Source organism: Pannonibacter sp. XCT-53 (assembly GCF_009915765.1).
GTDB classification, from domain to species: Bacteria; Pseudomonadota; Alphaproteobacteria; order Rhizobiales; family Stappiaceae; genus Pannonibacter; species Pannonibacter tanglangensis.
In genome coordinates, this window is sequence record NZ_JAABLQ010000001.1 from 1,470,022 (window position 1) to 1,489,553 (window position 19,532).

Sequence of the window (19,532 nt, forward strand, 5' to 3'; positions counted from 1 at the left end):
GTCCGAGGGAGGATGATGATGACAGGGAATGCAGCGGGCGATGCGCCCGTGCTGGTGGAGCGCCGCGGCGGCGTTCTGGTGCTGACGCTGAACCGGCCTGACCGGCTCAATTCCTTCAACGAGGCGCAGCACCTCGCCCTGCGCGCCGGCTTCGAGAGCGCGCGCGACGAGGCGGATGTGCGGGCGGTGCTGCTCACCGGCGCCGGCCGCGGCTTCTGCGCCGGCCAGGATCTGGGCGACCGCGATCCGGCGAAGATGACCGGTGCGCCGGATCTGGGCGAGACGATCGAACGCTTCTACAACCCGCTGATCCGGCTGATCCGGAGCCTAGAAAAGCCCGTCATCTGCGCCGTCAACGGCGTGGCCGCCGGCGCTGGAGCCAACATCGCGCTGGCCTGCGACATCGTGCTGGCGGCCCGCTCGGCCAAGTTCATCCAGGCCTTCGCCAAGATCGGCCTCGTGCCCGATTCGGGCGGCACCTGGTCCCTGCCCCATCTCCTCGGCGAAGCCCGGGCCAAGGGCCTTGCCCTCACCGGCCAGCCGCTGCCGGCCGAGACGGCGCTGGCCTGGGGCCTGATCTGGCAGGTCTGCGACGATGACCAGCTGATGGGCGAGGCTTTCGCGCTCGCCGACAGCTTGGCTAGCGGCCCGACGGTTGGCCTTGGCCTGACCAAACAGGCCATCCAGGCCGCCGCCACCAACAACCTCGATGCGCAGCTCGATCTAGAGCGCGACCTGCAACGGCAGGCCGGCCGCACGCCGGACTATGCCGAAGGCGTTGCCGCCTTCCTCGCCAAACGTCCCCCCGTCTACAGCGGGAGGCGCTGAGATGACGGCCTCCCTGACGCCCCAGCAGCTGGCCGAAGCCAGTGCCGCCGCCATGTGGGCCGGCGACAACGCCAGCGCCGGCCTCGGCATGCAGCTCACCCACATCGCCCCGGGCGAGGCCACGCTCAGCATGACGCTGACCGACGCCATGACCAACGGCCACAAGACCGGCCACGGCGGCTTCATCTTCGCGCTGGCCGATTCGGCCTTTGCCTTTGCCTGCAACAGCCACAACCAGCGCGCTGTCGCCCAGCACTGCTCGATCACCTACATCGCCCCGGCCTTTGCCGGCGACGTTCTGACGGCCACCGCCCGGGAGATCTCGCGCGCCGGCCGCTCCGGCATCTACGACGTGCGGGTCACGAACCAGACCGGCGCGATCCTGGCCGAATTCCGCGGCCATTCGCGGACGGTGAAAGGCACCCACGTGCCGCTCGCCGGGGAGACCGACACGGGCCCGGCCGGCTGAGACCCAGCCCAGACCGCCAGCCCCACAAGACCACCTGTTTTCGGGAGGAAACACCATGGAAGACCTGAGCCCGCGCCCCGGGGATCTCGAGCCGATCGAAACCGCGTCCCGCGATGAAATCTCCGCGCTGCAGCTGGCGCGTCTGAAGACGACGCTTGCCCATGCCTATGCCAATTCGCCGTTCTACCGGGCGAAGTTCGATGCCCATGGCGTGCATCCGGATGACCTGAAGACCCTCGCCGACCTGTCGAAGTTCCCCTTCACGGTGAAGACGGACCTGCGCGACACCTATCCCTTCGGCATGTTCGCCGTGCCGCAGAAGGACATCGTGCGCATCCACGCCTCCTCCGGCACCACCGGCAAGCCCACCGTCGTGGGCTACACCAGGAAGGACATCGACACCTGGGCCGGCGTTGTCGCCCGCTCGATCCGCGCCTCCGGCGGCCGCCCCGGCGACATCGTGCATGTGGCCTATGGCTACGGCCTCTTCACCGGCGGCCTCGGCGCCCATTACGGCGCGGAGAAGCTCGGCTGCACCGTCGTGCCGATTTCCGGCGGCATGACCGAGCGGCAGATCACCTTGATCGAGGATTTCAAGCCGCGCATCATCATGGTGACGCCGTCCTACATGCTGTCGATCCTCGACGAGTTCCGCCGCGCCGGCATCGACCCGCGCGAGACCTCGCTTGCCGTCGGCATCTTCGGCGCCGAGCCCTGGACCAACGCCATGCGTCAGGAAATCGAGCAGGCCTTCGACATGCACGCGGTCGACATCTACGGCCTGTCCGAGGTGATGGGTCCGGGCGTTGCCAATGAATGCGTCGAGACCAAGGACGGGCTGCACATCTGGGAGGATCACTTCTATCCCGAGATCATCGACCCGGTGACGGGCGAGGTCCTGCCCGACGGCAGCGAGGGCGAGCTGGTGTTCACCTCGCTCACCAAGGAAGCCCTGCCGATCATCCGCTACCGCACCCGCGACCTGACCCGCCTGCTGCCGGGCACCGCGCGCTCCATGCGGCGGATGGAAAAGATCACCGGCCGCTCCGACGACATGATCATCCTGCGGGGCGTCAACGTGTTCCCGACCCAGGTCGAGGAACAGATCCTGAAGTGCAAGGGCCTCGCCCCGCATTTCCAGATCGAGCTGACGCGCTCCGGCCGCATGGACGCGATGACGGTGAAGGTGGAAGCGGCCTCCGGCCACGAGACCGACGAGGCCCGTGCGCATGCCGCAAAGGAGCTGGCGCATCACATCAAGAGCGTGATCGGCGTCAGCACCCGGATCGACGTGGGCACGCCCGGCAGCGTCGAACGGTCGGCCGGCAAGGCCCGCCGCGTCATCGACAACCGGCCGAAAGGCTGACCCCGCACACCCTGCCCCGCCCGGCCGCATTTGACCTTCCCCGGCAATGCGGCTATGCGGGGCAGCGTAGCACCGCCAAGGATCCGCCGACATGGCACGCACCCGCGCCGCAGACTACGACGACAAGCGCAAGGCAATTCTGGACCGGTCCGCCGCCCTGTTTGCGGAGATGGGCATCGACCGGGCGTCGATGTCGGCCATCGCCAGCGCCTGCGGTGTCTCGAAGGCGCTGCTTTACCACTATTACTCGAGCAAGGAAGACATCCTGTTCGACGTGATCCATTCGCATCTGGAGGATCTCGACGAGACCCTGGCAGAGGCGGATGACCCGACGCTTGCCCCGGAAGCCCGCCTGCGGTCGCTGGTGCACAGGACGCTGGAAGCCTACCGGGACGCCAATGACACGCACAAGGTGCAGCTGGCCGGACTGCCGCTGCTGCCCCCGGACAAGGCGGAGCGGATCAAGGAACTGGAACGGCGGATCGTGCGGCGCTATTCGGACGCGCTGCTGGCGATCAACCCGGAGCTGAACGCCGGCCGCCCGCTCCTGAAGCCGGTGACCATGTCGCTGCTCGGCATGCTGAACTGGGTCTACATGTGGTTCCGGCCCGGTGGCCCGATCTCGCGCGAAGACTATGCCGACCTCGCCACCACACTGATCCTCGAAGGCGTCAAGGCGGTCAAGTAGGCCGTTTCCCGCCAGCCCGGCGCATCACGTCCGGTCGCGGCCCCAAGCCGCGGTGCGTGTGCCGCCGGTCGCGGCCATTCCTTCCTGTTCCTGCTCACCGCGCCTGTCCAGGCCTGCCCCTGGCCTGCCCCCGGCCTGTCCCCGTCCTGTCCCCGTCCTGTCCCGGCCTTTTGAACCGGGACAGGGCGACGCGCGCTTGCGGCCGGCTGACCGCAAGCGGCTGCAGGCGTTGCCGCCTCAGGCGGCCATGGGCCAGGATCTGGCGACCATGGTCAGCACGTCATACTGCGCGACCACCTCGCTGCGCTGGTTGGTGACGGTGGTGTCCCACCGCACCTCGCCATAGTCGGCGCCCTCGCGCGGGTTGATTTCCTTGCAGGTGAGCGAGACCTGGAGCGTGTCGCCCGGATAGACAGGGGTCAGGAAGCGCAGCGCATCGACGCCGTAGTTGGCCAGGACCGGTCCCGGATCCGGCTGCACGAACAGGCCGGCCGCAATCGAGACGATGTAGTAGCCGTGGGCGACGCGGCCCTCGAAGAAGGGATTGGCCCTGGCCGCCGCCTCGTCCATGTGGGCGTAGAACGTGTCGCCGGTGAACTCGGCGAAATGCTCGATATCCTCCAGCGTCACGGTGCGGGTGCCGGTGACGAGCGTGTCACCGATCTCCAGCTCGGCCAGCGACTTGCGGAACGGGTGGGTGTTGCCGCCGCGGGTGGCAGATCCGCGCACCCACTTGCCCGCCACGGCGGTCAGCATGTCCGCAGAGCCCTGCACGGCGGTGCGCTGCAGGAAGTGATGCACGCCGCGCAGGCCGCCCATTTCCTCGCCGCCGCCGGCCCGTCCCGGTCCGCCGTGGATCATCTGCGGCAACGGCGAGCCATGACCCGTCGACGACTTGGCCGTGGTCCGGTTGCCGATCAGCACGCGCCCGTGCCAGGGCGCGAGCCCGAGGACCGCCTCGCGGGCAAAGGCGCCGTCGTTGGTGAAGACCGAGGCGACGAGACTGCCCTCGCCCCGGGCGGCCAGCTCAATGGCCTCGTCGGTGCTGCGATAGGGCATGACCGTCGCCACCGGCCCGAAGGCCTCGACGCCATGCACGATCGAGGCATTGAGCGGATCGGCGCAATGGAGCAGGACCGGAGCCTGGAAGGCCCCCTTGTCCGGATCACCGGCCAGCGGATCGACCGCCTCCGGCGTTCCGAAGGCAAGCTCGGCCTCGGCACGCAGCTCGCGGATGCGCGCCCGGACCTCGTCCCGCTGGGCGAGGCTGGCCAGCGGCCCCATGCGCACGCCCTCGGCCCGCGGATCGCCAATCGTGGTCTTGGCGAGCTTCTCGCCAATCGCCTTGATCACGGCTTCCGACACGGCCTCCGGCACGATGACGCGGCGGATGGCCGTGCATTTCTGGCCGGACTTCACGGTCATTTCCCGCACGACCTCGCGCACGAAAAGGTCGAACTCCTCCGTGCCGGGCACCGCATCCGGGCCAAGCACCGACGCGTTCAGGCTGTCGGCCTCCATGGTGAAGCGGACGGAGTTGGCGATGATCTCGGGGTGCGAGCGCAGCATGCGGCCGGTCGAGGCGGAGCCGGTGAAGGTCACGACGTCCTGGGCCGTGACATGGTCCAGCATCGACCCGATGGAGCCGGAGACCAGCTGCAGCGCGCCGTCCGGCAGCAAGCCGCTGTCGATGATGCGCCGGACCATCAGCTCGGTCAGATAGGCGGTCTGGCTCGCCGGCTTGACGATGGCCGGCATGCCCGCAAGCCAGGTCGGCGCGAGCTTCTCCAGCATGCCCCAGCAGGGGAAGTTGTAGGCATTGATGTGGATCGCCACGCCCTTGAGCGGGCTCAGGATGTGCTGACCGGCAAAGCTGCCGTCCTTGGACAGGACCTCCGGTTCGCCGTCGATCAGCAGGCGGGTGTTCGGAAGCTGCCGGCGCCCCATGGAGGAATAGGCAAACAGGGTGCCGATGCCCCCCTCGATGTCGATCCAGCCGTCGGTGCGGGTCGCGCCGGTGGCGCTCGACAGGGCGTAGAACTCCTCCTTGGCGTCCATCAGCACCTTGGCGAGCTCCTTCAGGAGCCCGGCACGCTGGTGATAGGTCATGGCGCGGAGGGCACGGCCGCCGCGCGACCGGGCGTGCTCCAGCATGGCTGCGGTGTCGAGGCCAGCGGCGTCGATCACGGCCACCGCATCGCCGGTTGACGCATCGGTCAGAACCTGGCCCTTGCCCGTTCCGGCCACCCAGGCGCCACAGGCATAGCTTTCGAGGCGGCGGGGCGCATCGCTCGTGAGGGTCATGTCGTGTCTCTCTCAGAAGTCGGGTCCGGACGGCTCAGGCCGTGCCGAGCTCGGTGAAAAGGTCGGCGACCTGCTGCTGCCAGAGGGCAGCCAGCGTGTCGTTGGGGACGTGGCGCAGGCCGAAGCGGTTGAGACTGTCGAACCGGCTGGACCGGGCTGCACCGAAGGTGGCCGCGACGCGCGGGTGCCAGTAGGCAAAGGCGGTCTGGATGGCGGCATGCTGCTCCGGCAGACCGGCGAGCGCCCGCAGCGCGGCGATGCCGGAGGCCACGTGCCGGGTCTCGACGGCGAGGATCTCACGCATGGCCTCGGCCAGCGGCTGGTAGGAGCAGCGGGCGAGTTCCTCGATCTGCAGCAGGCTCGCCTTGCCCATCAGCACGTTCATGACGACGCTGTCGGTCCAGTCGGCGATCGGATAATGGAACACGGACAGGCGCATGTCGCCGCCCTGGCGGCTCTGGCCGATGTCCGCGTCGCGGGGCAGCCGGGCGGCCCAGGGATGCTGCGCGGCATAGCGCTGGGTGTCGGCGCCGAAATCGCCCATGACCGCCAGAACCCTGGCTGCATTCTCGAATTTCTCGGCGACGATGCGGGCCGCGGCCGCCCGCTGGGCAAGCCCCGGCGCCTCGTTGATGCGGTCGGCAAAACCGGCAGCCCCCGCCAGCTCGCTGTCGACGAAGCTCGCCATCAGCCGCATCAGTTCGGCCCGGTAGCGCGCCGGCACGTTGGCCGGCGAGGTCAGCTTGCCGCCCTTGGCCAGATAATCGGCCAGTTCCATGTCTTCGCTCATGCTGCCCTCCTCCCGGGTTCAGGCCGCGCCGCAGCCAGCGGTGTCTTACTGGTCGTAGTCGACGACCACATGGTCGCTGACGGGGTAGCACTGGCAGGTCAGGACGTAGCCGCGCCGCACCTCGTAGTCCTCCAGCGCGTAGTTCGCCTCCATCTCCACCTCGCCCTCGGTGACCAGGGCACGGCAGGTGGAGCAGACCCCCGCCTTGCAGGCGTAGGGCGCATCGAGGCTTGCCCCGAGGGCCGCGTCCAGCAGGCTCTGGCCCTTGCGCGGCATCTCGATCTCGCGGGTGGTGCCGTCGACGGTGATCCTGGCCCGGCAGACGTCGCCGGCTGCGCGCGCTGCGGCTGCCGCCTCGGCCCGCTGCTTTGCCCGGCCTGGCTGACCGGAGGCAAACAGCTCGAACTTGATCCGGTCCTCCGGCAGGCCGTTTTCCTTCAGCGCGGCCGAGACGGCGAGCATCATCGGCTCGGGACCGCAGATGAAGGCCATGTCGGCGCGGGCGACATTGATCCAGGTGCCGAACAGCGTCCGGCACTTGTCCGCATCGAGCCGCCCGGAGAAGAGGTCGATGTCCTGCGACTCGCTCTCCAGGATGTGCAGCACGTTGAGCCGGCCGAGATAGGTGTTCTTCAGGTCCTCCAGCTCCTCGCGGAACATGATCGCGTTGATCGACCGGTTGCCGTAGACCAGCGTGAAGTTGGACTTCGGCTCCTCGGCCAGCACGGTCTTGAGGATGCCGAGCACCGGCGTGATGCCGGAGCCGCCGGCAAAGCCCAGATAGGACTTGGGACGGTCCGGCTCGATCGGCGCGTGGAAGCTGCCCATCGGCGGCATGGCCTCCAGCACGGTGCCCGGCGTCAGCTCGTCGTTGACCCAGGACGAGAAGGCACCGCCGTCCACGCGCTTGATGCCGACACGCAGGGCGCCCTCGCCCCGCGCGGCGCAGATGGAATAGGACCGGCGCAGCTCCTCGCCGTCGAAGTCGCGGCGGAAGGTGAGATACTGCCCGGCCAGAAACGCGAAGGCCGCGCGGTCCTCGTCGCGCGGGACAAGCGTCAGCACCACGGCGTCGCGGGTCTCGCGCCGCACCTCGGTCACGCTCAGGGGATAGAACTGCGCCATGTCGCGCTCCTCCTCATGCTGGCCGGCCGGCCGGATTCGGCCCGGCCCGGCCGGTCAGATGCACTTGAAATAGTCGAAGGGTTCGAGGCAGTCGCGGCAGCGGTATCCCGCCTTGCAGGGCGTGGAGCCGAAGCGGCTGACCATCTCCGTGTTGGACGAGCCGCAGCGCGGGCAGGCCACGACCGGGTTGGAGAGCACGCCGCCGCCGCAGGCCGTGCCGGCGACCGGAGGGGCAATGCCGTAGCGACGCAGCTTCGCCCGCCCCTCGGCGCTGATCCAGTCGGTGGTCCAGGCCGGCGAGAGCTGGCGTTCCAGACGCAGGTCCGCCACCCCGTGCCCGCGCAGGGCCTTCTCGATCTCGAAGTTGATGACGCTGGTGGCCGGGCAGCCCGAGTAGGTCGGCGTCACCTTCACCACCAGGGTCCCGTCCTGCCAGCTGACATCGCGGATGATCCCGAGATCGACGAGCGAGATCACCGGAATTTCCGGGTCCGGCACGGCGGACAGCCAGCTCCAGATCTCCTCGACGGCAGGATGATGCGGCGCTGTCGTCATCGCTGCCTCACCAGGTGGCGCCGGGATAGGCGCGCTGCAGGAACTGCATCTCGGCCAGGATGTAGCCAAGGTGCTCGCTGTGGCGCCCATGCTTGCCGCCCTTGTGCATGTAGCCGGAGGCCGGCTTGTCCAGGGTGGCACGGGCCAGCGTCTCGTCCACATGGGCATGCCAGGCGGTGGCGATGGCGGCGAGGTCGGGGCCAACGCCCGCCTCGGCCAGAGCCGTGTCGATGTCGTCGGCCGTCAGCATTTCGCCGGTATAGGCCCAGAGATCGTCCAGGGCGGCCTGCATGCGCGCGTGGCTCTCGGGCGTGCCGTCCCCGAGCGAGATGACGAGATCCGCGCTGCGGGCGAGGTGGTAGGACACCTCCTTCAGAGCCTTCTCGGCGATCTCGGCGATGCGCGGCTCCGGCGAGGTCGCCAGCGCCTTCAGCATCGGATAATGCCAGGCATCGACCAGATACTGGCGCATCAGCGTGCGACCGAAGTCGCCGTTGGGCAGTTCTGCGATGAGCAGGTTGCGGAAGGCGCCCTGATCACGGCGATAGGCGAGATCGTCGGCGGAACGGCCCTTGCCCTCCAGCTCGGCTGCCAGACCCAGCCAGAGCTGGGTCTGCCCGACCAGGTCGAGGGCAATGTTGGCAAGGCCGATGTCTTCCTCAAGGATCGGCGCGTGGCCGACCCATTCGGAGGTGCGCTGCGCCAGGATCAGGCAGGTGTCGCCCATCCTGAGGCAGAGATCGGTCAGCGGCAGGTCACCCATCACATGGCTCCGACTTCTTCGGGGATGTCGAAATAGGTCGGGTGGCGGTAGGCCTTGCTGTTCGAGGGATCGAACAGCGGACCCTTGTCTCCCGGAGCGCTGGCGGCGATGTGGCGGGTTTCGACAACCCAGATGCTGACGCCCTCGTTGCGCCGGGTGTAGACATCCCGCGCGGCCATGATCGCCTTCTCGGCGTCCGGGGCGTGCAGGCTGCCGACATGGCGGTGGGACAGGCCATGCTGTCCGCGGATGAAGACTTCCCAGAGCGGCCATTCGTTCATGGACGTTTCTCCCTCAAATCCGGTGCCTCGGGTCAGGCTGCGGTCAGGCTGCAGTCAGGCCGCAGTCCGGGCAGCAGCCTCGGCCGCCGCGCGGGCGGCCTGCTTCTTGCGGGCATGGGCCAGCAGGCCCTCCCGGTACCAGGCACCGTCGTCCCAGGCCTTCACGCGGGCCGCGAGGCGCTCCCTGTTGCAGGGACCGTTGCCCTTGATGACCTCGTAGAACTCGGCCCAGTCGATCGCACCGAAGTCGTAGCCGCCCTTCTCCTCGTTCCACTTCAGGTCCGGATCGGGGATGGTCAGGCCCAGGTATTCGGCCTGGGGCACGGTCTGGTCGACGAATTTCTGGCGCAGTTCGTCGTTGGAATTGATCTTGATCTTCCAGGCCATGGACTGGGCGGAATGCACCGAGTCCGCGTCGGAGGGGCCGAACATCATCAGCGCCGGCCACCACCAGCGATTGATGGAATCCTGCGCCATTTCCTTCTGCTCCGGCGTGCCTTCGCGGCACATCTTGACCAGGGCGTCATAGCCCTGACGCTGGTGGAAGCTCTCTTCCTTGCAGATGCGGATCATCGCGCGGCTGTAGGGACCGTAGGAGCAGCGCTGCAGCGGCACCTGGTTCATGATCGCCGCGCCATCCACCAGCCAGCCGATCATGCCGACATCGGCCCAGTTCAGCGTCGGATAGTTGAAGATCGAGGAATACTTGGCCTTGCCCGAGTGCAGCTGCTCCAGCAGCTCGTCGCGCGAGACGCCCAGCGTCTCGGCGGCGCAGTAGAGATAGAGGCCATGGCCGGCCTCGTCCTGCACCTTGGCCAGCAGGATCGCCTTGCGCTCCAGCGTCGGGGCGCGGGTGATCCAGTTGGCTTCCGGCAGCTGGCCGACGATCTCCGAATGGGCATGCTGCGAGATCTGCCGGATCAGGGTCTTGCGGTAGCCTTCCGGCATCCAGTCCTTCGGCTCGATCTTGATGCCGTCGTCGAGCCGTTGCTGGAAGGTGCGCTCGTCGGCGTTCATCTCTTCCAGGGTCTTCACCCGGCTGGCGTCGGTCTTCACCATCTGTGCGTACATGCGCGTCCTCCAGAAGCTCGAACTGACCTGTCGGGACCCTCGGGTCCCGGTGCTCACACCCGTTCCAGGATCAGGGCAATGCCCTGCCCGACACCGATACACATGGTGCAGAGCGCATAACGCCCCTGCACCCGCTGCAACTGATAGGCGGCCGTCGTGACCAGCCGCGCGCCGCTCATGCCGAGCGGATGCCCCAGAGCGATGGCCCCGCCGTTCGGATTGACATGGGGCGCATCGTCGGCCAGTCCAAGCTGGCGCAGCACCGCCAGCGCCTGCGCCGCGAAAGCCTCGTTCAGCTCGATCACGTCCATCTGGTCGAGCGTCAGCCCCGCCTTGGCCAGAACCCGGCGCACCGCCGGCACCGGGCCGATGCCCATGACGCGCGGCTCGACCCCGGCCGCAGCCATCGCGACAACGCGCGCCATCGGCGTCAGGCCGTGACGGGCCACCGCTGCCTCGCTCGCCAGCATCAGCGCGGCAGCGCCGTCATTGACGCCGGAGGCATTGCCCGCCGTCACGGTCAGCTCCGGACCATTGACGCCCTTGAGCTTGGCAAGCTGCTCGGCCGTCGTGCCCGGGCGCGGATGCTCGTCAACGGCAACCAGGACGGTCTCGCCCTTGCCCCGCTTCACCTCGACCGGCGCAATCTCCTGCGCAAAGAGCCCCTGCTCCTGCGCAGTGGCCCAGCGGGCCTGGCTGCGGGCTGCAAAGGCGTCCTGATCCGCGCGGGATACGCCAAAATCCGCCGCAACATTGTCCGCCGTTTCCGGCATGGAGTCGATGCCGAAGGCAGCCTTCATCTTCGGGTTGACGAAGCGCCAGCCGATGGTGGTGTCGTAAACTGCAGAACTGCGGGAAAAGGCCGTGTCGGCCTTCGGCATGACGAAGGGCGCCCGCGACATGCTCTCGACGCCGCCCGCCAGCACGAAGTCATAGTCGCCAGCCCGGATGCCCCGCGCGGCCATGCCGACCGCATCCATGCCCGAGCCGCAGAGGCGGTTGACCGTGGTGCCGGGAACCGAAACGGGCAGCCCGGCCAGCAGCCCCGCCATGCGGGCGACATTGCGATTGTCCTCGCCGGCCTGGTTGGCACAGCCAAAGATGATGTCCTCGACCGCACTCCAGTCGAGACCCGGGTGGCGGGACACGAGCGCGGCCAGCGGCGCGGCGGCCAGATCGTCGGCGCGGACGGACGACAGCGCCCCGCCATAGCGGCCGATCGGCGTGCGGACTGCGTCGCAGACAAAGGCGTCGGACATCCACTTCCTCCCTCAGAAGCGTCCCCAGAAACTGTCACGCGGGCCTGTTCAGACCAGCTGGCGTTCGAGAGCTGAGCCTCACCCTCAATTCATCGACCGCACGGTCACCATATGCAGAGTTTCATCACACTGCAATAGGTTTTTTTTGATTTTCTGTGACACGTTGCGGTGAGCCGACGCCGGATGACGCAGCGGATCCACCGAAGGAATGAGGCTGTCGGTCTTGAACGGGGGCGCGCCGACCCCATTTCTAGGACAGGTTTCCCTGGTCAGAAACCTCCCGAACAGGCAGTCCCGCTCGAGCGACCCCTTGCGCCCGGCGGGGCTGCCTGTGCCCTCCCCCGCACAATCCCCGATCTGCCATCCGCACCCGCCTTTGTCGCGGCTGCAAACGTCGCGGCTACAAATGTCACGGCTACAAATGTCACGGCTGCCATTGTTCCGGCTCGTCTTGTCGCGGCTGCCGCTTGCCCGGCTGCCATTCTGCCGGCTTCCGGTGCGGGCCGCGCGGGCGAGAATTGCCTGCAGGGCCGCCGTTCCGGTGTGCCCGGGTCTGGCCTTGCCTCGCCTCGCTGTGCGTCAAGGTCTTCCCGGCAACCGGCGCGCCGTCTCGATTCCGCCAGAACCGACCCCGGCCACACCCGAACGGAACCGGGCCGTCAGGGTCGTGCAAGGCCGGGTCGTGCAAGGCTGGGACTTGGGCGACCAGGCATCGAGAGGCCGGCCATTGAGAGGCCTGCCATTCAAAAGCTGGGGCGTCAGCCGCCCAGACGGGCGTGCCGCGCCCGCACCCCGGGGGTCACCGCCTCGAGCGCCCCCTCGAGCCCGGTGAAGCTCGACACCTGCGCATCCGCAGCCGGGCTCAGCGCGAGATAGAGGCGGGCGAAGAGCCGCCGCGCCCGGTCGCCCGCCCAGTCCTGCGGCAAGGCCGCGGGCGGCAGGTCCGGGTCCCTCAGGGCCAGCGCGCGAAAGCCGTGGACGAGGAGCAGCCGGGCCGACAGGGCCGTCAGCCCATCCGCGAGCCGGTCACCGGCCGCCAGCAGGTCCGAAAGGCGGCTGAACCGGTCGATGAAGGCGGCATAGCCCGCCTCGAGATCGTCCAGGGCCCAGACCTGCCGCACCGCCGCACGCAGGCTGTCATGCCCCTGCAGGTCGTCGGAGGCGGCCGTGAGCCCGGCCCAGCCGGCGGGAACCGGTCGATGCCCCGCCGCCAGGGCCACCCCCGGCGCCAGCGGCACGAAGCCGCTTGCCCGGTCCGGTGGCTCCCCGGCTGCCGACCCGGCCTGCAGGGCCAGGGTGAAGGTGGCAGGTCCCGAACCATCGCGCGGCAGGGCATAGAGCCGGTCGGCCGCCGCGGCAAACTCCTCATGTGCCGCCGCAGTCAGGCCGTAATAGCCAAGCCGCCCAACCCGCGTGCCTTCCAGCCTGCCGGCAGCCACCAGCCGCGACGCGGCGGTGCGCACCAGCGTCTCGCTGATGCCGACGCGGGCACAGGCCTCGATCACATGCCCGACCCACAGGGAGCCGCCCCGGGGGACGACCACATCGCCATAGAGCGTGACGATGAAGGCCCCGGCCCGCAACGGGCGGCGGGCGGCAAACGCATCGACAAGCGCGGCAACCGCATCGGCGGCGCCGCCCGTCCGGGGCGCGGCGCGCTCCCCCGCTTCGTCGGTGGCGGACTGGTCTGGCATGCGCGGCTCATCCATCTGGCGGCGTCCCGTCGGGACGCCCGGGCGACAACTGCCCCTTCCTACCGGGCCGGAGGCCGTGCGTCCATGACCTCGCCCGCCGGAACATCCCGCTAACCTCACCTTAAGACTTGTGGAACACAGTGTGAACAGGTAACCTGCGTTCATGATTTGTACCGACGCGACCCGAGAGGATTCGCCATGCTGACCCGCAAGCAACATGAACTGCTCATGTTCATCCACGAGAGGCTGAAAGAGACCGGCGTGCCGCCCTCCTTCGACGAGATGAAGGACGCGCTCGACCTCCGGTCGAAGTCGGGCATCCATCGCCTCATCACCGCCCTCGAGGAGCGCGGCTTCATCCGGCGCCTGCCCAACCGGGCGCGGGCCATGGAGGTGGTGCGCCTGCCGGACTCCATGACGCCCGGCCTTGCCGCGCCGCGCGGCAAGGGCTTCGCGCCCTCCGTGATCGAGGGCTCGCTCGGCAAGGCGCAGACGCCGCCACCGCCGCGCGCGGCCGAGCCCGAGATGCCGGCCGGTATCAGCACCATCCCGGTGATGGGCCGGATTGCCGCGGGCGTGCCGATCGAGGCGATCCAGACCCACAGCCACACCATTTCCGTGCCGCAGGACCTGATCGGACGCGGCGAGCACTTCGCACTCGAGGTGCGCGGCGATTCCATGATCGAGGCCGGCATCCTCGATGGCGACACGGTGCTGATCCGGCGCACGGATTCGGCCGAGAGCGGCGACATCGTCGTGGCCCTGGTCGATGACGAGGAAGCGACCCTGAAGCGCCTGCGCAAGAAGGGAGCCTCCATCGCGCTGGAGGCGGCCAATCCGGCCTACGAGACCCGGATCTTCGGTCCCGGCCGCGTGCGCGTGCAGGGCAAGCTGGTCGCGCTGTTCCGGCAGTACTGACGCGCCGCACATACCCCGTTTGCCGACTGGCCTTTGCCATCTGGCGCAGGGCGCGCATGCCTTTACGGTCCGGGATCGGGCCTGTTGCAGTCGGGACCAGATGACGGCCCCGGCGGCCGCTGGTCTGGCCGTGGCAGGTTTGGCGGCAACAGGTGTGGCAGCGGCAGGTGTGCCGGCGACAGGTGTGACTGCGGCGGAGGCTGCCGGTGCCTGCCGGTTGTCTCAGGGGGCCGGGGCGGCGCCGGGATCGCCGTCTGGGTCCGGCGGAGCGGGATCAGGTGGACTGGTATCAGGTGGACTGGTATCAGGCAGAGCGGGATCAGGCAAAGTGGGAGCCGACGGGAGCGGGCCTCCCCGTCCCACGGGCAACTGCCAGGGGCGGTGTCCCGGCGGGCGGCTGTAGGCGATGCGTTCGATCCTGAGTGTCGCCAACCTGGTGACGTCAGGTCTCGAAGGGTCAGGTCTCACAAGTTCAGGTCTCATAAGTTGAGGTCTGGCAAGTTCAGGTCTGGCAGGGTCATGGCCGAGAGGCTGGCTGCGGCCCGGATCGGTCCGGCCGGGGCCAGGCTGGGCCGGATCCGTCTGTCGCGGGTCCGTTTGCATTGGCGCAGTTTGGGCCGGGTGCGTTTGCGCCGGGTCGGTTTGAGCCGGGTCGGTTTGGGCCAGGGCAGTTTGGGTAAGGTCTGTTTGGGCCGGGGCACTGCTGGCCTGCTCCCCTCCCGTCTGATTGGCGTCGGGCAGAGCCGCGTCGTCCGCGAGCCAGATCGCCACGACACCGAGGTCGCGGCGCGACGCATCGAAGATCAGCGGCGCAGCGCATCCGGGCGGTGCGGTCAGTGCCGTGACGAGAATGTCGGCGCGGGCACAGTCGCTTTCCAGCGCCTCAAGCTTGCGGCTCAGCGCAATGCGAAGCGGCGGGGCGTCGGGCTGATCGCTGTCCGGGCCCCGGCCTGCTCCTTCATCCTGGCCTGCTCTTTCATCCTGACCTGCTCCTTGATCCTGGCCTGCCTCTTGGTCCGGGCCAGCACCGGAAGGGCCAGCACCGGCGGGGCCAGAGCGAAGGCCCGGATGGTTTCCAGAACGGGGGCCAGCCACGAGGTCAGCCTGGAGGGCCGTCTGGCGGTCAGCCAGCAGGCCAGCCAGGAGGTCAGTCTGGAGGTCAGTGGGGTGGGCAGCGTGGCTGCCAGTCTGGACGCCCGGAGAGGGACGAGGTCCGGAGCCTCGGTCAGCGCCCGGGCCGAGGGGATTCATAGGGTCCGCGTCCAGCCTTGAGCCAGCCTCCGGGTCAGCCGCGCTGACCGGTGCGGCTCGGGTGGCCGGCGCGCGGGCCGGCGCGCCGACGGGGAGTTCGGCTTTTGCGCTGACTGGGACGCTGATTGGGGCGCCGATTGGGGCCTTGACCGAAAGCCGGGCCGGTTCGCCGAGGGGGGCGCTGGCCGCAGCGATGACGGGGGCGCTCGCCGGGATACTGGTCGAGATGCTGGCCGGGGCGCGTGTCGGGGCGTCGGGGCGCGCACTGCCGGTCGGAGCGGGTCGGCTCTGCCCGGGTGAGTGGGCGTCGATGACGCAGCCGAGCGGGTCGCAGCGCGTTTGCGCCGGGACAGGCCTGTGGGCTGAGAAATGCCGGTCCGCAATGCCCTCTCCGGTCAGCCAGACTTCGGCGGCAAACCCGATGCGGCCGCCATTGACCCGCAACACCCCGTCGGCATCGCGCGCCGCCACCTGGGTGCCCCGTTCGCCGATGTAGAGATCGGGCGGGCGATGCGCGGCCCACAGCACCAGTCCGGCCACGGTCGGCACTGCGGCGAGGAGCCGCCAGCGGCCCTCGGCCAGGAAGCCCCAGAACACGGCCCCCGTGAGCGCCAGCGCCGCTCCGGCGGGAAGCGCTCCGATGACGCCGTCCGTGTCGCTCAGACCTGCGGTGAAGCGGGCGGCCGAGAGCATGATCCCGATGCCCTCGCCCATGACATGCAGCGCCGGTGCGGCAAGGCCGAGAGGCTGCAGCAGGAAGGCCGCGACCCCGGCCGGCATCACCAGAAGCGACACGGCCGGCATGGCGAGCAGGTTGCCGACAAGGCCATAGGGCGACAACCGGTCGAAATGATAGGCCCCGATGACCCCGGTCGCGAGGCCGGCAATGAGCGAGGTGGCCGTAAGGCCGGCAAGCCACAGCCAGAGCCCGCCGAGCACTGCGGCAAGAGGACCGGCCGGCCGGCGTGCCTTGCGCCGGTCCCGGCTCGCCCGGCGATGCCGGCCGTGGTCGTCATAGGCGGCGATCAGGCAGATGACGGCAGCAAAGGACATCTGGAAGCCGGGCGAGAACAGATCCTCCGGCCGCCAGGCCAGCAGAACAAGGGCCGCCAGGGCGACACTGCGCAGGCTGAGCCCCCGCCGGCCGGTCATCAGGCCGATGAAGACAAGCGCGATCATCAGGTAGGACCGCTGGGTCGGAACGCTCGCCCCGGAGAGGAACAGGTAGCAGGTCGCCGCCAGGAGGGCTGCGCCAGCCGCGATCCGGTGCAGCGGCAGGCGCAGCGCGAAGCCCGGGACCAGCGCCAGTCCGGCCAGCACCACCCAGTACATGCCGCCGGCAAACAGCACCATGTGCAGGCCGGAGATCGAGAGCACATGCGACAGGCCGGCCTCCCGCAGGTCGGCATCGGCGGCCTCCGAGATGTGTCCGCGCAGCCCGACGAGGAGGGCGGCGACGATGGCGCTGGCGTCGCCCGGTCCCAGCACGGCCTCCGCCTCGCGGGCAACGGCGTGGCGCAGGCGGTCGACCGCGGCAAGCGCGTCGAGCACCCGGCTGTCGGCGCGCGGCTGCAGCCGTTCGGGCGTGCCGAAGGCAAAGCCGGTCGCCCCGATGCCCTGGTAGAAGGCCGCAAAGGCAAAGTCGTAGCTGCCGGGACGGACCGGACCGGAGGGCGGCAGCAGGCGGGCCGAGAGCCGCAGCCGGTCGCCCGGCAGGAGCCCCTCGCCCTGGCTGCCGCGCTGGCTCAGACGGACCCGGGCGGGCGGCGTCTGCCGGCCGAGCCCGTCCGCCGTCTCCACCGCGAGAACGAGCTGGCTGCCGCTCGCGGTGGGCGTAAGCGAGAGCACCGTCCCGGTCAGGGTCGTGCTGCGGGCCGTCTGCAGGACCGGTGCGGCCACCGTTGCCGTGCGCAGTGCCCCGGCCGCAAGGCCGCAGGCCAGCGCGGCAAGCAGCAGCAGCGGCACACTCGTCCGGCCGCCGAGATGCCGATGGGCGATCCAGGCCGCGAGCGCTCCGGCGAGCCCGAGAAGGACGCCAGGCGCCGGTTCCTGCGGCAGGCTGAAATAGAGGCCGACGCCGGCGGCAAAGGCAAAGGCAACGTGCAGCAGCCGATGGTCTTCCGCCGAGCGTCGCGCGGCCGGCGGAGCGGCGCGGGCATCCGGCGACGGGCGGCGCGGGTTCCACCAGATGCGCAGCGCCCGTGCCGGCGGCCAGGCCCCGGCGGCGGCGCGGGCCCGTGACCGCAATGACCCGGCGGGGGCGTGCGAGGGCTGCGGGGCGTCATCCGCGCGACCGTCTTCCGGGGCTGTCTCCTCGCCCTGACGCATGGATGCCCGCGGACCGGGCTCCCTTTCCGCTGGTGCCGTTGCGGGCGGGACCCGGGTGCAGGTCCGCGTCGGGCCCTGTCCCCTGCCCCGGTCCGGCCGGCGCATGCGGCCGTTTGCCCGTCCGCGCGCCTGTGCTAAACACCGCGACAGTTGCGCGACGGGCCAGCGGCCCTTGCCCCACCTTGACAGAGAACGACTCCCAAGACCATGGCCGACCAGATCGTCACCCGCTTTGCCCCCTCGCCCACCGGCTACCTCCACATCGGCGGCGCCCGCACCGCGCTGTTCAACTGGCTCTATGCCAAGCACACGGGCGGCAAGATGCTGCTGCGCATCGAGGACACGGACCGGGCGCGCTCGACCGAGGCGGCCGTGGCCGCACTGATCGACGGCCTCAACTGGCTCGGCCTTGCCTGGGATGGCGAGCCGGTGTCGCAGTTCGGCCGGGTCAAGCGGCATCAGGAGGTGGTGGCCGAGATGCTGGCCCGCGGCACGGCCTACAAGTGCTACTGCACGCCGCAGGAACTGGACGAGATGCGCGAGAAGGCCCGCGCCGAGGGTCGTCCGCCGCGCTATGACGGGCGCTGGCGGGACCGGGACGCCTCCGAGGCGCCGGCCGGCGTTGCCCCGGCCATCCGCCTGCGCGCGCCGCTCGACGGCGAGACCGTGATCGAGGACCAGGTGCAGGGCCGGGTCGTGTTCCCGAACAAGGACCTGGATGACCTCGTCCTGCTGCGCTCCGACGGCGTGCCGACCTACATGCTGGCGGTGGTGGTCGACGACCATGACATGGGCGTCACCCACATCATCCGCGGCGACGATCACCTGACCAACGCGGCGCGCCAGAAGCTGATCTATCAGGCGATGGACTGGGACGTGCCGGTGATGGCGCATATCCCGCTGATCCATGGTCCGGACGGGGCCAAGCTGTCGAAGCGCCACGGCGCGCTCGGGGCCGAGGCCTACCGCGCCATGGGCTATCTGCCGGCGGCGATGCGCAACTATCTCGCCCGCCTCGGCTGGAGCCATGGCGATGACGAGATCATGTCGACCGAGCAGATGATCGAGTGGTTCGGCCTCGAGGCGATCGGCAAGTCGCCGTCGCGTTTCGACTTCAAGAAGCTCGAGAACCTGAACGGGCATTACATGCGCGCGACGCCCGACGCGGAGCTGCTGGCGCACTGGAAGGCGTGCCTCGCCCATGTCGAGGGCGGGGCGAGCGTGCTGGACTGGATGGCCGGGCCCGGCAACGCCGACAAGGTGCTTGCCGCCCTGCCGGGGCTGAAGGAACGGGCAAAGACGCTGGTCGAGCTGACCGACAGCGCCTCCTACCTGTGGCGCCAGCGCCCGCTCGATGTGGAGGAAAAGGCCGCCGCCCTTCTCGACGCCGATGGCAAGGCGATTCTCGCCGGTCTGCTGCCGCTGCTGTCGGCCGATGCGGAGTGGTCGCTGACCAGCACGGAGACCATCGTCAAGGCCTATGCGGAGGCCCAGGGCCTGAAGCTCGGCAAGGTCGCCCAGCCGCTGCGCGCCGCCCTCACCGGGCGCAGCACCTCGCCTGGAATCTATGACGTGCTGGTGGTCCTGGGCAAGGATGAGGCATTGGGCCGCATCGCGGATCAGGCCGCCTGACGCGCTGCATACTTTCGTATACATTGGCTTCAGGCTGTGGTGTTTTTGCGCTGCAGCCTGTCTAAAAGCGGTGCAGCATGCGCTTGCGGGGCACCCCCAAATGGGATACGCAATCCGAGGCTAATTTCCTGGCCGCACAAGCATGGGTGCAGTTCAATCGTCACTGCCCGGGCGTTCCCGACGCCCAGATGCGGCGGCAGTTCCAGACAA

The 19,532-nt window shown here is 69.3% G+C and carries 16 protein-coding genes; 6 read left to right on the forward strand and 10 right to left on the reverse strand.

The window, feature by feature from the left end:
- Window positions 1-18 precede the first annotated feature (18 nt).
- The 4 genes from paaG to GWI72_RS06675 all read left to right on the forward strand — a co-directional run bounded on the left by paaG (window position 19) and on the right by GWI72_RS06675 (window position 3,351).
- Window positions 19-828, forward strand: coding sequence for a 2-(1,2-epoxy-1,2-dihydrophenyl)acetyl-CoA isomerase PaaG (paaG, locus tag GWI72_RS06660; RefSeq protein ID WP_161708183.1), 810 nt, complete (start codon window positions 19-21; stop codon window positions 826-828).
- Window position 829: 1 nt separating this feature from the next.
- Window positions 830-1,297: a hydroxyphenylacetyl-CoA thioesterase PaaI gene (gene paaI / locus GWI72_RS06665; protein WP_161708184.1), complete on the forward strand. Its 468-nt coding sequence runs from the start codon at window positions 830-832 to the stop codon at window positions 1,295-1,297.
- Between the two features lie 55 nt (window positions 1,298-1,352).
- On the forward strand, window positions 1,353-2,663 hold the full coding sequence (gene paaK / locus GWI72_RS06670) for a phenylacetate--CoA ligase PaaK (protein WP_161673114.1): 1,311 nt from the start codon (window positions 1,353-1,355) through the stop codon (window positions 2,661-2,663).
- Window positions 2,664-2,754: 91 nt separating this feature from the next.
- Window positions 2,755-3,351, forward strand: a complete 597-nt coding sequence (locus tag GWI72_RS06675) for a TetR/AcrR family transcriptional regulator (RefSeq protein WP_161673116.1) — start codon at window positions 2,755-2,757, stop codon at window positions 3,349-3,351.
- Window positions 3,352-3,588: 237 nt separating this feature from the next.
- Here the strand turns inward: GWI72_RS06675 and paaZ are convergent, their stop codons facing one another.
- From paaZ to GWI72_RS06720, 9 genes are all read right to left on the reverse strand, one after another.
- Window positions 3,589-5,655, reverse strand: coding sequence for a phenylacetic acid degradation bifunctional protein PaaZ (gene paaZ, locus GWI72_RS06680; protein WP_161708185.1), 2,067 nt, complete (start codon window positions 5,653-5,655; stop codon window positions 3,589-3,591).
- A 34-nt stretch (window positions 5,656-5,689) separates the two neighbouring features.
- A complete protein-coding gene (locus tag GWI72_RS06685; RefSeq protein ID WP_161673120.1) occupies window positions 5,690-6,445 on the reverse strand; it encodes a Phenylacetic acid catabolic protein in 756 nt (251 codons plus the stop codon).
- Window positions 6,446-6,490: 45 nt separating this feature from the next.
- The gene (gene paaE, locus GWI72_RS06690; RefSeq protein WP_161708186.1) at window positions 6,491-7,570 is read right to left on the reverse strand and encodes a 1,2-phenylacetyl-CoA epoxidase subunit PaaE; all 1,080 of its coding nucleotides are present in this window, start codon (window positions 7,568-7,570) and stop codon (window positions 6,491-6,493) included.
- 54 nt (window positions 7,571-7,624) lie between these two features.
- Window positions 7,625-8,125 carry a 1,2-phenylacetyl-CoA epoxidase subunit PaaD gene (gene paaD, locus GWI72_RS06695; RefSeq protein WP_161708187.1) on the reverse strand — a complete coding sequence of 167 codons (501 nt, stop codon included), beginning with the start codon at window positions 8,123-8,125 and terminating at the stop codon, window positions 7,625-7,627.
- 7 nt (window positions 8,126-8,132) lie between these two features.
- Window positions 8,133-8,888, reverse strand: a complete 756-nt coding sequence (gene paaC / locus GWI72_RS06700) for a 1,2-phenylacetyl-CoA epoxidase subunit PaaC (RefSeq protein ID WP_161673127.1) — start codon at window positions 8,886-8,888, stop codon at window positions 8,133-8,135.
- The gene (gene paaB / locus GWI72_RS06705; protein ID WP_161673129.1) at window positions 8,888-9,169 is read right to left on the reverse strand and encodes a 1,2-phenylacetyl-CoA epoxidase subunit PaaB; all 282 of its coding nucleotides are present in this window, start codon (window positions 9,167-9,169) and stop codon (window positions 8,888-8,890) included. Before paaB ends, paaC begins: the two co-directional genes overlap by 1 nt.
- Window positions 9,170-9,223: 54 nt before the next feature.
- Window positions 9,224-10,240, reverse strand: coding sequence for a 1,2-phenylacetyl-CoA epoxidase subunit PaaA (paaA, locus tag GWI72_RS06710; RefSeq protein WP_161708188.1), 1,017 nt, complete (start codon window positions 10,238-10,240; stop codon window positions 9,224-9,226).
- Between the two features lie 53 nt (window positions 10,241-10,293).
- Window positions 10,294-11,499, reverse strand: coding sequence for a 3-oxoadipyl-CoA thiolase (gene pcaF / locus GWI72_RS06715; RefSeq protein ID WP_161708189.1), 1,206 nt, complete (start codon window positions 11,497-11,499; stop codon window positions 10,294-10,296).
- A gap of 758 nt (window positions 11,500-12,257) precedes the next feature.
- Complete coding sequence (locus tag GWI72_RS06720; protein WP_161708190.1) at window positions 12,258-13,193, reverse strand: PaaX family transcriptional regulator C-terminal domain-containing protein; 936 nt, start codon at window positions 13,191-13,193, stop codon at window positions 12,258-12,260.
- Window positions 13,194-13,391: 198 nt separating this feature from the next.
- On the opposite strand from GWI72_RS06720, the gene lexA reads away from it, so the two are divergent.
- Window positions 13,392-14,111, forward strand: a complete 720-nt coding sequence (lexA, locus tag GWI72_RS06725; protein WP_161673139.1) for a transcriptional repressor LexA — start codon at window positions 13,392-13,394, stop codon at window positions 14,109-14,111.
- Window positions 14,112-14,333: 222 nt separating this feature from the next.
- Here lexA and GWI72_RS06730 read toward each other — a convergent pair whose 3' ends face one another.
- Window positions 14,334-17,690 carry a ComEC/Rec2 family competence protein gene (locus GWI72_RS06730; RefSeq protein WP_161708191.1) on the reverse strand — a complete coding sequence of 1,119 codons (3,357 nt, stop codon included), beginning with the start codon at window positions 17,688-17,690 and terminating at the stop codon, window positions 14,334-14,336.
- A gap of 207 nt (window positions 17,691-17,897) precedes the next feature.
- On the opposite strand from GWI72_RS06730, the gene gltX reads away from it, so the two are divergent.
- Window positions 17,898-19,322 (forward strand): glutamate--tRNA ligase, encoded by a 1,425-nt coding sequence (gene gltX, locus GWI72_RS06735; RefSeq protein WP_161673142.1) that lies wholly within the window; start codon window positions 17,898-17,900, stop codon window positions 19,320-19,322.
- Window positions 19,323-19,532: the final 210 nt, after the last annotated feature.

Coding starts and splice junctions, on each gene's coding strand:
- GWI72_RS06730 (WP_161708191.1), bottom strand. CDS start 17,690: ATGCGTCAGGGCGAGGAGACAGCCCCGGAAGACGGTCGCGCGGATGAC.
- gltX (WP_161673142.1), top strand. CDS start 17,898: ATGGCCGACCAGATCGTCACCCGCTTTGCCCCCTCGCCCACCGGCTAC.
- paaZ (WP_161708185.1), bottom strand. CDS start 5,655: ATGACCCTCACGAGCGATGCGCCCCGCCGCCTCGAAAGCTATGCCTGT.
- lexA (WP_161673139.1), top strand. CDS start 13,392: ATGCTGACCCGCAAGCAACATGAACTGCTCATGTTCATCCACGAGAGG.
- paaI (WP_161708184.1), top strand. CDS start 830: ATGACGGCCTCCCTGACGCCCCAGCAGCTGGCCGAAGCCAGTGCCGCC.
- GWI72_RS06685 (WP_161673120.1), bottom strand. CDS start 6,445: ATGAGCGAAGACATGGAACTGGCCGATTATCTGGCCAAGGGCGGCAAG.
- paaC (WP_161673127.1), bottom strand. CDS start 8,888: ATGGGTGACCTGCCGCTGACCGATCTCTGCCTCAGGATGGGCGACACC.
- paaD (WP_161708187.1), bottom strand. CDS start 8,125: ATGACGACAGCGCCGCATCATCCTGCCGTCGAGGAGATCTGGAGCTGG.
- paaB (WP_161673129.1), bottom strand. CDS start 9,169: ATGAACGAATGGCCGCTCTGGGAAGTCTTCATCCGCGGACAGCATGGC.
- paaA (WP_161708188.1), bottom strand. CDS start 10,240: ATGTACGCACAGATGGTGAAGACCGACGCCAGCCGGGTGAAGACCCTG.
- paaK (WP_161673114.1), top strand. CDS start 1,353: ATGGAAGACCTGAGCCCGCGCCCCGGGGATCTCGAGCCGATCGAAACC.
- paaE (WP_161708186.1), bottom strand. CDS start 7,570: ATGGCGCAGTTCTATCCCCTGAGCGTGACCGAGGTGCGGCGCGAGACC.
- paaG (WP_161708183.1), top strand. CDS start 19: ATGACAGGGAATGCAGCGGGCGATGCGCCCGTGCTGGTGGAGCGCCGC.
- GWI72_RS06720 (WP_161708190.1), bottom strand. CDS start 13,193: ATGCCAGACCAGTCCGCCACCGACGAAGCGGGGGAGCGCGCCGCGCCC.
- pcaF (WP_161708189.1), bottom strand. CDS start 11,499: ATGTCCGACGCCTTTGTCTGCGACGCAGTCCGCACGCCGATCGGCCGC.
- GWI72_RS06675 (WP_161673116.1), top strand. CDS start 2,755: ATGGCACGCACCCGCGCCGCAGACTACGACGACAAGCGCAAGGCAATT.